The organism is Streptomyces sp. GC420, assembly GCF_009916105.1.
GTDB lineage: Bacteria > Actinomycetota > Actinomycetes > Streptomycetales > Streptomycetaceae > Streptomyces.
This window is the reverse complement of record NZ_JAAAXQ010000217.1, coordinates 1-13,843: the sequence shown is the minus strand read 5'-3', so window position 1 is coordinate 13,843 and position 13,843 is coordinate 1. Positions and strand designations below refer to the sequence as shown.

10 protein-coding genes are annotated in these 13,843 nt (G+C 74.2%); 7 read left to right on the top strand and 3 right to left on the bottom strand.

The annotated features are described in order from the left end of the window. The first annotated feature begins 614 nt into the window (after positions 1–614). The 3 genes from tuf (at position 615) to GUY61_RS24030 (ending at position 3,810) form a co-directional block, all read left to right on the top strand. Positions 615–1,787 carry an elongation factor Tu gene (gene tuf, locus GUY61_RS24040; RefSeq protein WP_166632324.1) on the top strand — a complete coding sequence of 391 codons (1,173 nt, stop codon included), beginning with the start codon at positions 615–617 and terminating at the stop codon, positions 1,785–1,787. A gap of 246 nt (positions 1,788–2,033) precedes the next feature. Continuing rightward, on the top strand, positions 2,034–2,873 hold the full coding sequence (locus GUY61_RS24035; RefSeq protein WP_166632323.1) for a patatin-like phospholipase family protein: 840 nt from the start codon (positions 2,034–2,036) through the stop codon (positions 2,871–2,873). A gap of 145 nt (positions 2,874–3,018) precedes the next feature. Beyond that, on the top strand, positions 3,019–3,810 hold the full coding sequence (locus tag GUY61_RS24030; protein ID WP_243766710.1) for a spermidine synthase: 792 nt from the start codon (positions 3,019–3,021) through the stop codon (positions 3,808–3,810). A 203-nt stretch (positions 3,811–4,013) separates the two neighbouring features. On the opposite strand, the gene GUY61_RS24025 is transcribed toward GUY61_RS24030, so the two are convergent. Beyond that, positions 4,014–5,363, bottom strand: a complete 1,350-nt coding sequence (locus GUY61_RS24025; protein WP_313896827.1) for an MFS transporter — start codon at positions 5,361–5,363, stop codon at positions 4,014–4,016. Positions 5,364–5,800: 437 nt separating this feature from the next. Then, positions 5,801–6,832, bottom strand: a complete 1,032-nt coding sequence (locus GUY61_RS24020; RefSeq protein ID WP_166632320.1) for a hypothetical protein — start codon at positions 6,830–6,832, stop codon at positions 5,801–5,803. 202 nt (positions 6,833–7,034) lie between these two features. Here GUY61_RS24020 and GUY61_RS24015 point away from each other — a divergent pair, with 202 nt between their 5' ends. The 4 genes from GUY61_RS24015 (at position 7,035) to GUY61_RS24000 (ending at position 12,006) form a co-directional block, all read left to right on the top strand. Beyond that, positions 7,035–7,706 carry an enoyl-CoA hydratase-related protein gene (locus GUY61_RS24015; RefSeq protein ID WP_166632319.1) on the top strand — a complete coding sequence of 224 codons (672 nt, stop codon included), beginning with the start codon at positions 7,035–7,037 and terminating at the stop codon, positions 7,704–7,706. Positions 7,707–8,127: 421 nt separating this feature from the next. Next, a complete protein-coding gene (locus tag GUY61_RS41270; protein ID WP_166632318.1) occupies positions 8,128–10,635 on the top strand; it encodes a beta-glucosidase in 2,508 nt (835 codons plus the stop codon). Between the two features lie 100 nt (positions 10,636–10,735). After that, a complete protein-coding gene (locus GUY61_RS24005; RefSeq protein ID WP_166632317.1) occupies positions 10,736–11,437 on the top strand; it encodes a DedA family protein in 702 nt (233 codons plus the stop codon). 38 nt (positions 11,438–11,475) lie between these two features. Then, entirely contained in the window at positions 11,476–12,006 is a 531-nt protein-coding gene (locus tag GUY61_RS24000) for a gamma carbonic anhydrase family protein (RefSeq protein ID WP_166632316.1), read from the top strand. Between the two features lie 108 nt (positions 12,007–12,114). On the opposite strand, the gene GUY61_RS23995 is transcribed toward GUY61_RS24000, so the two are convergent. Continuing rightward, positions 12,115–13,437: a jacalin-like lectin gene (locus GUY61_RS23995; protein WP_166632315.1), complete on the bottom strand. Its 1,323-nt coding sequence runs from the start codon at positions 13,435–13,437 to the stop codon at positions 12,115–12,117. Positions 13,438–13,843 lie beyond the last annotated feature (406 nt).

Sequence of the window (13,843 nt, the reverse complement as noted above, 5' to 3'; positions counted from 1 at the left end):
CGGCGGGGACGGGCCGCACGGTGACGACGGGGTCGAGCATTCGGGGAGACTAACCGACGAGCCCCGGTGATCGCCGTAACGCGGGCCACCCGCCGGCGGGCATCCGCCCGAGCGTCCGCGCCGCGGCGGTTCCCCCGCGGCCGTCCCACCTGCGGGCCTCGCGTGCTCGCACCGCGACGGACCCTGTTCGGCCACGCCCGTACCGGCCCCTGCCGCGCTGCCCCGCGTCGTCGACCCTTCGCCCGGCCCCGCGTCGTCGCCTCTGCCGCCGGGCCCGCCCGGCGGCAGAGGCGACGCGGGCGCGGGGCACGGTCTCCCGGCACCCTTCCCGTTCCCGTCGCCGGGCGGCGCCGCGGTCCGCCCGTGCCCCGTCGTGCCCGGGAAAATCGTTCGACCCGCGACCGGCCCGGCGCGATCATTGGGGCATGTTCCGGCACGCCTTTCCCGCAGCCCCGTCCGCAGTCGCGGACGCTGCGAAGGCTGCCGCTTTTCCTTTCTGCGGCGCCCGAGGCTGACCCTTCCCGGAACGTCCGGCGGACCCCGCAGGGGGAGGGTCGGTAAGGCCCCGGGGTCCGAAACACCGCTTCGAGTTCCGGGAAGGAACCACCGCAGCCATGCCCAAGACGGCATACGTTCGCACCAAGCCGCACCTCAACATCGGCACCATGGGCCATGTCGACCACGGCAAGACGACCCTGACCGCCGCCATCACCAAGGTCCTCAGCGAGCGCGGCACCGGCACCTTCGTCCCCTTCGACCGCATCGACCGGGGTCCGGAGGAGGCGCTGCGCGGCATCACCATCAACATCGCGCACGTCGAGTACGAGACCGACACCCGCCACTACGCCCATGTCGACATGCCCGGCCATGCCGACTACGTCAAGAACATGGTGACGGGCGCCGCCCAGCTCGACGGGGCGATCCTCGTCGTCTCGGCGCTCGACGGCGTCATGCCGCAGACCGCCGAGCACGTGCTGCTGGCCCGCCAGGTCGGCGTCGACCACATCGTCGTCGCCCTCAACAAGGCCGACGCCGGCGACCCCGAGCTCACCGACCTGGTCGAGCTGGAGGTCCGCGACCTGCTCACCGCGCACGGCTACGGCGGTGACTCCGTTCCCGTCGTGCGGGTCTCGGGGCTGCGCGCCCTGGAGGGCGACCCGCGCTGGACCGCGGCGATCGAGGCGCTGCTCGACGCCGTCGACACCTATGTGCCGATGCCCGTCAGGTACGTGGACGCGCCGTTCCTGCTGCCCGTGGAGAACGTCATGACCATCACCGGCCGCGGCACGGTCGTCACCGGTGCCGTCGAGCGCGGCACGGTCCGGGTCGGCGACCGCGTCGAGGTGCTCGGCGCGGACGTCGACACGGTGGTCACCGGCCTGGAGACCTTCGGCAAACCGATGGACTCCGCCCAGGCCGGCGACAACGTGGCGCTGCTGCTGCGCGGCGTGCAGCGGTCCGTGGTGCGGCGCGGACACGTGGTCGCCGCTCCCGGCAGCGTCACGCCGAGCCGCCGCTTCACCGCCCAGGTGTACGTGCTGTCGGCGAGGGAGGGCGGCCGCAGCACCCCGATCGGCACCGGCTACCGCCCGCAGTTCTACATCCGTACCGCGGACGTCGTCGGTGACATCGACCTCGGGGCGGCCGCGGTGGCCAGGCCGGGGGAGACGGTCACCGTGAGCGTGGAGCTGGGCCGCGACGTGCCGTTGGAGGCGGGCCTCGGCTTCGCCGTCCGTGAGGGCGGCCGCACGGTCGGCGCGGGCACGGTCACCGCTCTCGTGCCCTGAGAGCTCCTCCACCGGACATCCGGCACGTCACCCGCGGAGCCGTCGTGGCCGGTCGCGCCCACGCGGCTCCGCGGGCCCGCTCGGACCGCGCCCGGGGCGCCGCCCTCCGGGCGGGCGGCGTCCGCTCGCGGCACGGGCCCGGCGCCCGGCCGGCGCCCGCGAAGGGGCAGTCCGTCCCTGTCGCCCTCCGCCCCCGTCCGCCACACTGCTCGCAGACGGCGTACTTCGTTCAGGGGGCGGGCGGCGATGGGCGACACGGCACTGGTGCTCGGCGGCGGCGGGCTCACCGGCATCGGCTGGGAGATCGGCGTGCTGCACGGGCTGGCGCGCGCGGGCGTGGACCTCACCACCGCCGGACTGGTCGTCGGCACCTCCGCCGGCTCCGTCGTCGGCGCCCAGCTCACCTCCGGCCTGCTGACACCGGAGGAACTGTACGAGCGGCAGCTGGTGCCCCCGGACGGCGAGACCGCCGCGCACATGGGCGCCATGATCATGGCGCGCTTCGCCTGGGGAGTGGTGCGCTCGCGGGACGCGAAGTCGTACGGGATGCGGATGGGCCGGATGGCGCTCGCCGCGCGCACGCCACGGGAGGCGGAACGGCGCGCCGTGATCGCCCAGCGGCTGGTCTCCCACGAGTGGCCCGCGCGGCGGCTCGTCGTGACCGCGGTCGACGCCGTGACCGGCGAGTTCCGTGCCTTCGGCGCGGGCGACGGTGTTCCGCTGGTCGACGCGGTCTCCGCGAGCTGCGCGGTGCCCGGTGTCTGGCCGCCGGTCACCATCGGGGGCCGCCGCTGGATCGACGGCGGCGTACGCTCCGCCGCCAACGCGGACCTCGCCTCCGGGTACGCCAGGGTCGTCGTCCTCGCCCCGGTCACCGTCGGCGGCGGACCCGTCCCCGCCGCCCGTGCCCAGGCCGCGCGCCTGGCCGCCGAGGGCTCCCGGGTCGTCCTGATCACCCCCGACCGGGCGGCCCGCGACGCCTTCGGCCGCAATGTCCTCGACCCCGAACGCCGTGCCCCCGCCGCCCGGGCGGGCCTGGCCCAGGCCGCCGCGCACGCCGAAGACGTCGCGCGCGTCTGGTCCTGAGCCGCCGGCGAGGCGGGTGCACCGTGCCTCGGGAAGGGCGCACCGTGCCCCGGGGCGGCGGCCCGCCGCGGGGCGGCACAATGATGCGGTGGACGACGAGCCGATACCCGTGATCCGGGACGTGGACGGGGGCACCGCCAAGCTGATGCCCGACATCGACCGGGCCCGCGCCTGGCTGCTGACCGTGGACGGAGCCCCGCAGTCGTACGTCGACCTCGACGACCCCACCCACCTCGAATTCGAGTACGCCCGCCGGCTCGCGCACGTCCTCGACTGCGTCGCCGGGCCCGGCGAGCCCCTGGACGTCCTGCACCTCGGCGGCGGGGCCCTGACCCTGCCCCGCTATGTCGCGGCCACCCGCCCCGGGTCGCGGCAGGACGTGGTGGAGGCCGACCGGGGGCTGCTGGCGCTGGTCGCCGAGCGGCTGCCGCTCGCGGAGGGCTGCGGCATCACGGTGCACGCGGACGACGCCCGGCACGCCCTGGAGACCGCCCCGGCCGGCACCCGCGACGTCGTCGTCGCCGATGTCTTCGGCGGCTCGCGGGTCCCCGCGCACCTCACCTCCCTCGAGTACGCGACGGCGGCCGAGCGGGTGCTGCGGCCCGGCGGCTGCTACCTGGCGAATCTCGCGGACGGCGCGCCCTTCACCTTCCTGCGCTCCCAGCTCGCCACGTTCGGTGCCGTCTTTGCGCATGTCGCGCTGATCGCCGAGCCCTCGGTGCTGCGCGGCCGACGCTTCGGCAACGCCGTACTCGTCGCCTCGCACACCGAGCCGCCCCTCGAGGAGCTCGTCCGCCGCACGGCCGCCGACCCCTTCCCCGCCCGTGTCGAGTACGGGGCGGGACTGGAGCGCTTCGCGGCGGGGGCGGTGCCCGTGCGGGACGCGGTGGCGGTGGCCTCGCCGGAACCGCCGGGCGGGACGTTCAGCATCGGCTGACGCGGCCGGGTCCCGCCGGTGCCGGGCGGCACCCCGTGGACCCGGCCGCGGACACGGCTTTCGCACGACACGGTGCCCACTGCCCGTCACCGGCCGTGGGCGCGCTCCGCCGGGCGCACGACGCCCAGCACCGCGGAGGCCGCGCGGTGAGTGGGGCGCGGCGGCGTGCGGGATCCGCTGCCGCGCGTGCCGGACGGCGGCGGTCAGCCGCTCGCCGACGGCCGCCGCGCCGCGGGTCCCTCCATCTCGGCGGCCGCGTGCCCGGGGCCCAGCACCGCCGGCTCCGCGGCGCACGTCGCCTCCGACCCGGTGACCTTCTCCGTACGGCGGTTCAGGTTCCGCACCCCGGGCACGAACAGCACCGCGGCCGTGAGCAGCACGATCAGCGCCGAGCAGCCCCACAGGGAGGCCGTCAGCCCGAAGGCGCTCTCCGCGGGGCCCGCCAGCGCGGTCGCCGCCGGGACCATCGCGATCGAGCCGAGCCAGTCGTAGGAGGAGACCCGCGACAGCTTGTCCTCCGGGATCTCCTGGTGCAGGGCGGTCATCCAGGAGACGCCGAAGACCTCGATGGACACGCCGGTCAGGAACATCACGGCGACCAGCGCCGTCACCGGTACCGGGACGGCCAGCGCGGCCGAGGGCAGGGCCAGCGGGAAGACGCACAGCGTGCCCGCGAGCAGCAGCCGCCTCGGCTTCCAGCGCATCATCACGCCCGCCCCGGTCACCGTGCCCGCGCCGAACGCGGCCAGCGCCAGGCCCCACGGGCCGGCCCCGCCGAGCTCGGCCTGGGCCACCAGCGGCCCGAACACCGCCTCGGCGGCCGCCACCACCGCGTTGACCACGGAGAACTGCGCCACGATCGCCCACAGCCAGGGGCGGGAACCCACCTCCCGCCAGCCCACCCGCAGATCCGCGAGCAGCCCGCCGCCGGGTTCGCGCGGCGGGATGTGTCCGATGTCGAGGAAGGCCCGCAGCGAGCCGGCCACGGCGAACGCCACCGCGTCCACGGCCAGCACCCAGCCGGGGCCGAACACCGCGATCAGCGCCCCGCCGAGGGCCGCGCCGCCGATGCCGGCGCCGTGCATGCCGAGCCGGTACAGCGCGAAGGCCCGCCCCGCGTGCTCGCCGCGCACGCTGGAGAGCAGCATCCCCTCGGAGGCGGGGGAGAAGAAGGCGTGGCCAGTGCCGCCGAGGGCGGAGAGCAGCATCATCTGCCACAGCAGCGGCTCCCCGGCCAGCACGAGGACGGCGAAGGCGCCCTGCGACAGGAAGTTCAGCGCATTGGCCGCGACCATCACACGGTGGCGCGGCAGACGGTCGGCGACGGCGCCGCCGACGAGCAGGAACACCACCAGGGGGACGGTTCTGGAGGCCGCGACGAGGCCGACGTCCCCCGCATCACCGCCCGCCCCCAGCACCGCGAACGCCGACGCGATGAGCGCCCCCTGGCTGCCCAGGTTGGTCACCACGGCGGCGGCGGTCAGCAGCGTGTAGTTGCGCCCGGCCCACTCGGGGCGGCGCGGACGTCGGCGGTCGGCGGTTCGGGGAGTCACCCCGGGACTATCCCCGCGGACGGGCCCGCGTGACAAACCGGTTTCGCGCCGGCCGCCGGGGCACAGCCGGCCACCCCGCCCACGGGCGCCCGAAGCGCCGTGACCGGCCCGGCCGGGCGACGCCCGCGCGTGGCGCCGCCTCGTCCGGCCCCGCCCCCGCGGCCCACTCCGAGGCGGGGCTGCGTCCGTGGCACCGCGGCGCGGGGCCACGGTGAGGTGCCGGCCTGAGGGAGTTCTCCGCGGGGGCTCGGCTCGATCGGCGCCGGCCCCGGCGCGATGCCCGGCGCTGATCGTGGTGCTCACGGCCGTGCCGTGGGCCCGAGTCCTGGCCCGGACGGCCTTCTGCCCAGCCGCGCCGCACGGCCACCGCGGGCCGGCGTGCCGTCGGGGAGTCCGGGCACCGGCCGCTCGGCTCCGACGACATGGGCCGGCCCCGGTCAGGACGCCGGGTCGGCTCCCGTCAGGCGAACCGTGCTCATGATCTTCTTCGCCGTCTCCTCGCTGATGGCCTCCTTGACGCCCATCGCCGAGTGCAGCACCCAGATCGCGAAGTCACCGTCCTTGTTCTTGAAGGCGAAGGACCACGCCTGGCCGTTGTAGTCGCACTTGCGCTTCTTCTGGATGCCCTCGACGACGCTCTTGCCGGAGTAGCCCTCGAGTCCGGACTTGCTGGTGTACGGCTCGCCGGTGAGGTTCTTGATCAGGCCCTTCCGCTGGTTCTGCGCGTAGGCGGCGAAGGCCCAGTTGTTGGCCGCGATCTCGGCGGCCTCCTTGGTGCTCTTCGAGCCCTGTCCGCCCTTGGTGCCGGTGCTCGCGAGCGAACTCGACTCCTCGTAGCCGTCCTTGTCGGAGTCGTCGGTGCACCACGTCTTCTTGTAGAACGCGGGCGCCGACATGCCGACGAGCGGCGAGCCGTCGTCCGCCTTCTCGTCCTCGATGCCGGTGATGACGCCGGGATCGTCCACGGACCACTCGGGCGGCACGTCGAAGGCGGTGCCGTACTTGGGGTTGACGACCGTCTTCCAGCCGGAGATCTGCGGCTTCTCGTCCGTGCTCCCCCGCGGGTTCTCGCCGGGGTCCGCCGAGGCCTCCTCGGACGGCGAGGCCGACGTGCTCGCGGAGGCGGCCGGCTTGCCGCCGTCCTTCGCCCCGTCCGTCTTCTCGTCGTCCTTGCCGAGGACCACGACACCCGTGACCACGGCCGTGATCACGACGGCCGTCGCGGCTACGATAGCGACCGCGGCGGTCTTCCTGCCGCCGCTCTTGGGCGACTGAGGTGCGCCCGGCATGCCCGGCTGCTGCCCGTCCCACTGCGTCGTGGGCTGCTGGTACGGGTTGGGCTGCGCGTAGCCGCCCTGCTGGAAGCCCGGCTGCTGGTACGGATTCGGCTGCTGGTACCCCGGTTGCTGATAGGGGTTCGGCTGCTGCGGGTTCTGCTCGCCCCCGGGCGGCTGCTGTCCTGGCCACATGGCCCGTAACGATAGAGGGCGGGGCGGGACACCTGCCACGGCCGCCCCCTCCCGTTGCAGACCCGCGACAGTCAGCCCCGTACAAACCCGAACAACGGGGATGGCCAAGCCTCTCTACCCGTGGGTAACATCCGGTTGAGTGCTGACGGGCGCCGCCGCCGTGGCTCCCCGTGCGCATGTCCCACGCCATGAAGGAGCAGCCATGCCCACGCTCGACCGCCAGGGTGACGTCTTCGTCCTCGACATCGGAGACGGCGAGAACCGCTTCCACCCCGACTGGATCGCCTCCGTCGGCTCCGCGCTGGACGAGGTGGAGAAGGCCGAGGGCGCGCGTGCGCTGGTCACCGCCGCGACGGGCAAGTTCTTCTCCAACGGCCTCGATCTGGACTGGCTGTTCGCCAACGGCGACCGGGCGGGCGAGTACGTCGCCTCCGTACAGGCGCTGTTCGCACGGATGCTGACGCTGCCTCTGGTCACCGTCGCGGCCCTGCAGGGGCACACCTTCGCGGCCGGCGCCATGCTCTCCCTGGCCCACGACTTCCGGGTGATGCGCGGCGACCGCGGCTTCTGGTGCCTGCCGGAAGCCGAGATCAACATCCCCTTCACCGCGGGCATGTCCGCGCTCATCCAGGCCCGGCTCGCCCCGCAGACCGCGCACGAGGCCATGGTCACCGCCCGCAGGTACGGCGGTCACGACGCCCTCGCCGCCGGGATCGTCGACCGTGCCGTGGACGAGGACGCCGTGCGCGGGACCGCCCTCGCCCTCGCCGGCGCCCACGCGGCCAAGGCCGGCCCCACCGTCGGCACCATCAAGTCCCGTATGTACGGGCCGGTCCTGGACGCTCTGCGGGAGAAGGACATCCCGCTCGTCTGAGCACTCCGGCCGGCGAGCTACCCCGCCACCGGCCCCGGTCGCGAGGACGCGGTACGCGAGAGGCGTACGGGACCACGTTCCCGTACGCCTCTCGCGCGTCCCCGCGTCCTCCCCGCGTTCTGGTACGCCTCTCGCGCGTCCGGTGCTCGTCCGTACGCCATCCGGGGCCGCTCCCGGACCTTCCCGGGCGACACTCCCGCGCCCGGCGGTCCGTCACTCCGGCCCGGCCGCACACTGTGGCCTGTCCGGCCGCCCGGGCGGCACGCCCACGAGCACCCCGGGCGGCCGGTCCGGGCGCGGCGGGCCGAATCCGGCCCGGGCGAGCCGCGGCCGAGCCGGAGCAGGCCGGAGCAGGCCGGAGAAGGCCGGAGAAGGCCACAGAAGGCCGGAGCAAGCCGCAGAGAAGAGGAGTGACGGCCGCATGCCGAAGCCCGTGCCCCGAAGATCCGCCCTGCGTCTCCTCGGCACCGTCGCCGTCGCCGCCGCCCTCACCGGCGCCGGCGCCTCGGCCTGCGCCGCGCGCCGCGGCGAACACCCGGGGCGGTCCGGCGCGGCCGCCCGCACCGACGCGCTGCTGGCCCGGCTCACCCTCGACGAGAAGGTCTCCCTGCTGCACGGCGCCAAGGACCCCGAAGGGCTCGGCCAGGCCGGCTACGTGCCCGGCGTACCCCGCCTCGGCATCCCGCCGCTGCGCCTCGCCGACGGCCCGGCCGGCGTACGGGTCGCCGCCCCCGCCACCGCCCTGCCAGCGCCCGTCATGCTGGCCGCCGCCTTCGACCCGGCACTCGCCCGCGCCTACGGACGGGTCATCGGCCGCGAGGGACGTGCGCTGCGCCAGGACGTCCTGCTCTCGCCGATGGCCAACCTCATCCGCACCCCCTGGGCCGGACGCAACTTCGAGACCTTCTCCGAGGACCCGCTGCTCTCGGCCGACCTGGTCGCCGCGGAGATCCGCGGCATCCAGGACGAGGGACTGATCGCCACCGTCAAGCACTTCGCGCTGAACAACCAGGAGCGCGACCGGGAGACCGTCGACGTCCACGCCGCCGAACGGACCATGCACGAGACCGAGCTCCGCGCCTTCGAGGCAGCCGTCGCCGCGGGCACCGGCTCGGTCATGGGCGCGTACAACAAGGTCGGCGGCACCTGGGCCTGCGAGAACAAGCCACTGCTCACCGGCATCCTGCGCGAACGCTGGGGCTTCGACGGCTTCGTGACGACCGACTGGTACGCCGCCCACAGCACCGCCGACGCCCTCGACGCCGGGCTCGACCTGGAGATGCCCGGCGGCCGCCACTACGGCGCCGCGCTGAAGAAGGCCGTCCAGGACGGCACCGTCCCCGAGGACCGGGTCGACCGTGCGGTTCGCCGCCTCCTCACCGTCCTCGACCGCTTCGGGCTCCTCGACGACCGGAAACCCGCGCGCCCCGCCCGGAACCCAGCCGCCGGCGCCCGCGTCGCCCTCGACGTGGCCGTCGCCGGTGCCACCCTGCTCCGCAACGAGCACGGCACCCTGCCGCTCACCGGGGCCCGCGCGCGGAGCATCGCCGTCATCGGGCCGAGCGGCGCCGTCCCCTTCGTCAGCGGCGGCGGCAGCGCCCACGTCGTACCGGACAGGGCCAGGAGCCCCCTCGACGCCGTCACCGAGCGCGCCCGGCGCGCCGCGCGCGCCGGGGAGGAGGTGCGCGTGCGGTACGCGGTGGGGGAGGACATCCACGGCAGGCCACTGCCCGCGGACGTGGTGAGCGGGGACGCCGACCTCGAGGGCCAGGAGGTCGGGGCGGGGGAGAGCCGGACGTACGACGGCACCCTCACCGTCCCCGAGGACGCCGAATGGACCCTCGTCGTCCACTACTCCGGCGAGCGGCCCCGGGTCCTGCTCGACGGCACCGACCTCTTCCCGCGACTTCCCGGCGCCGGGGAGTTCTTCAGTGGCGGCTTCGCCACCTACGCCGCCGACGGCCTCGCCGTCCGCCGCAGGACCCTCACCCTCACCTCCGGCGCCCACCGCCTGCGGATCACCGCCCAGGGCGGTGACAAGGGCCAGGTCTTCCGCCTGCGGCACATCACGGCCGCCACCCGCGAGGCGGACGTCGCGCACGCCGTCCGCCTCGCGAAGGAGGCACGCAGCGTGCTCCTCTTCGCCTACGAGGACGCCTCGGAGGGACACGACCGGACCACCCTCGCCCTGCCCGGCCACCAGGAGCGGCTGATCGAGGCGGTCACCGCGGCCAACCCGCGCACCGTCGTGGTGCTCAACACCTCATCCGCCGTCACGATGCCCTGGCTGGAGCGCACCGGCGCCGTACTCCAGATGTACTACCCGGGGCAGGAGGGCGCGGCCGCCACCGCCGCCGTCCTCTTCGGCGACACCGACCCCGGCGGCCGGCTCACGCAGACCTTCCCGGCCGCGGAGGACCGCCACCCCACGGCGGGCGACCCGCTGCGCTACCCGGGCCGGGACGGCCGGGAGGAGTACTCCGAGGGCGTTCACGTCGGCTACCGCTGGTACGCGCGGCAGCGGCAGAAACCGCTGTTCCCCTTCGGCCACGGGCTGTCGTACACCACCTTCGAGTACTCCGGACTGGAGGTGGCGGCGGCGGAGGACGGCGGCCTTAAGCTCTCCTTCTCCATGCTCAATAACGGGCCCAGGGCGGGCATCGCCGTCCCCCAGGTGTACCTCGGCCCGTCCCCCGACCTGGGTCTCGACCAGCCGGAGCGCATCCTCGCCGGATACCGGCGGCTGGAGCTCGGAGCGGGGGAGCGGCGCACCGTCGGGATGCGCATCTCCCCGCGCACCCTGTCCTCCTGGGACGACAGCCGGCACGACTGGGTCCTCGGCACCGGCACGCGCCGCCTCGAGGTCGCGGAGTCCGCGACCGCCGTGCGGCTGGGCACGACTGCCCGGGTCCCCGTGCGGCCCAGGTAGGCTGCCCGGCGTGCGCGGCCCGCGCACGCCGGGCGACGGCGAGTGGTTCCGAGCCCGGAAGCGACACCCAGGCGGTTCGGCGGTTCGGAAGGACACGGCTTTGCACGTGCAGGAGTGGCTCGAGACCGTTCCGGCGGTCAGCATCTATGTCCTGGTCGGGGTGGTGATCGGCCTGGAGAGCCTGGGCATCCCGCTGCCCGGCGAGATCATCCTCGTCAGTTCGGCGCTCCTCGCCTCCCAGCACGGCGACATCGACCCGGTGGTCCTGGGTGCGTGCGCCACCGCCGGAGCGATCGTCGGCGACTCGATCGGCTACGCCATCGGCCGCAAGGGCGGCCAGCCCCTGGTGGACCGGCTGGCCCGGCGCTTCCCCAAGCACTTCCACGCCCGGAACATCCTGGCGGCCGAGCACTCCTTCCAGCGCTGGGGGATGTGGGCGGTCTTCTTCGGCCGTTTCGTGGCGCTCCTGCGGATCTTCGCGGGCCCGCTGGCGGGTGTGCTGCGCATGCCGTACTGGAAGTTCCTGACCGCCAACGTCCTGGGCGGCATCGTCTGGGCGGGCGGCACCACTGCGGTCATCTACTACGTCGGTGTCGTCGCGGAGGCCTGGCTCAAGCGGTTCTCCTGGCTGGGCCTGGTGGTGGCACTGGCCATCGGCCTGACGACGAGCCTGGTGCTCAAGCGGCGGGCAGCCAGGGCCGCGGACCGGGAAGAGGCCGAGGCGGCAGCGGCCGCAGCGGCGGGGGGTGCTGCCGGCGCCGAGCGCGCCGCCGGACGCGAGGCCGTGGCCGCGGTCGACTGAGCCGGGCCGTTTTCCGTACGGGACATCGAGGAGTGGACATGACCGAGCGTGCGCTGATCGCGGGCGTGGGAGGCAAGGAACCGAGCATTGACGAGGGGGCGTTCACTGCGCCGACGTCGGTGGTGCTGGGCGAGGTGACGCTGGCCGCGGGGTCGGGCGTCTGGTACCACACGGTGCTGCGCGGCGACGGCGGTCCGATCGTCATCGGCGCGGACAGCAACATCCAGGACAACTGCACCGTCCATGTGGACCCCGGTTTCCCGGTGACCGTGGGGGAGCGGGTCTCCGTCGGGCACAACGCCGTCCTGCACGGCTGCACGGTCGAGGACGAGGTGCTGATCGGTATGGGCGCCACGGTCCTCAACGGGGCGCACATCGGGCGGGGCTCCCTGGTGGCGGCGCAGGCGCTGGTTCCGGAGGGGATGCGGGTGCCGCCGGGCTCCCTGGTGGCGGGGGTGCCCGCGAAGGTCAGGCGGGAGCTGACCGAGGAGGAGATCGAGGGCATCAGGCTCAACGCCGCGGTGTACGTCGACCTGGCGAAGACGCACCGCGAGGCGCACGGCGGCTGAACGTACGGCGGCTGAACGTACGGCGGTGCCCGGCGGGTCGCGGCCGGGCACCGGAGTGAGCGGAGCGGGCCGCCCGCCGTTTGGCGGGCGGCCCGTCCCTGCGTGGGGTTACACCGGCGCGTAGATCACGCCGAGCTTGTCGATCTCGTCGCCGGCGCGCCCGGTGAAGCCGGTGATCTGCCAGCCCGCCGGGGCGGTGAAGGTGACGGTGTCCGAGGTGGCGGCGCCGGCCGAGAGGGTGCGGCCCCTGTCGGTGGTGAAGGCGGCGGAGAAGATCCTGGTGCGGCCGTCCTTCTGGCCGCGGGTCAGTTTCACCGAGGTGAGGTGTTCGCCGGCGGCGAGGGCCAGGGAGACCGGGGTGCCGCCGGTTCCGCCGTGCCCGAGGACCGTGCCGCCGTCGAGGGTGAGGGAGACGGAGTCGAGGCGGGAGCCGCCGCGCAGGGTGAGGGTGCGCGGGGACGGGACGGCGGGCAGGTCGTCGGCGTCGTTGAAGGCGGTGCCGTGCGGGCCGCCGAAGAAGTCGCCGGCCCGCCGGTCGGCGGGCAGGGACCAGGCGAGGTCGACGGTGTGCGGGTAGTGGTCGGAGAGGTGTTCGCCGTCGGAGTCGAGGAACTTCTGCCACTCGTTGTGGTAGCGGGTGGCGCGCAGGTCCACGAGGGGGCCGGAGCGGTAGAGGACCTTGTCGACGACCTCGCAGGAGTCGGTGGGCGCGGTGGCGTCGCAGACGAGGGCCTCGCTGCCGGCGGCGGGCGCGGAGCCGCCGCGTACCAGCTCCACCCAGGCGTCGGTGAGGCCGTTCTCCTGGGTCAGGGTGCGGATGTTGTCACCGGCGCGGGTGTAGCGGGTGTTGGTGTCGCCCATGACGATGACGGCGTTGCCCGCGGAGTTGGCCCGGATGAAGTCCGAGAGCTGCTCGATGTTGGCGCGCCGGGCGGCAAGAGCCGCGTCGGTGGTGTCGGCGTTGGTGTGGACGTTGTAGAGGTCGACGTACACGCCTTCGGCGAGGCGGACGCGGGCGAGTGAGAAGCCCTTGGGGGTGAGGCAGTCGGTGCCGGTGCAGTCGTTCCAGTCGACGCGTTCGAAGTCCTCGAAGGGGTGGTCGGAGAGGGTGTTGAGGCCGTCCCCGATGCCGGCGCCGCCGCTGGTGGCTGTGCGGTGGGGGTGGGTGTCGTTGGCGTACAGGGAGGCGTGGTAGTTGAAGTCCTCCTGGACGTTGACGATGTCGTAGGAGGACAGCCGCTGTCCGATGAGCGGGGTGTTGGTCTCGGGGTCGCTGTCACCGAGGCCGAGGGGGAGGCCGGCGATGTTGTACGTCAGGACACTGAGGGTGCCGGTGGCGGCAGCGGGGGTGGCGGCCGTGGCAGTTGCCGTGGCGGTGAGGCCGGCAAGCGCTGTCACGGCGGCGGCGAGGGCGCCGATCAGTCTTCGCATGGGGGGGGAACCTCTCAGGGGGGAGGCGGAGCGCGACGGACGATCACATTCCACGTCAACTTGCTTTTGTGCAAGGAGTGTTGGTGATAAAACGGTGATGTTCTGCTGTCCCGTCGTGAGTCCGACGCCCGGCGATCACTCCCGGCTCGTCCCGCCGGCTCGCCGACGGCGAAGGCCGCGGTGATCGGGTGGAGGGCGCTGCGGGGGAAGGGCCGGGTGTGCTCGGCGGCGCCCAGGGCGTCCTTGATGTGGAGGTAGCCCAGTACTTCATTCCCGGGGCCGGGCGGACTGAAGCATGTGCGCATCGTCGCCGAGGCAATCACCGACGCCGCGGGCACCCCGGTCGAGATCCACGGATTCTTCCAGGACCTCACCGCCCAGCGGCAGGCGGAGCTGGCTCTGATCG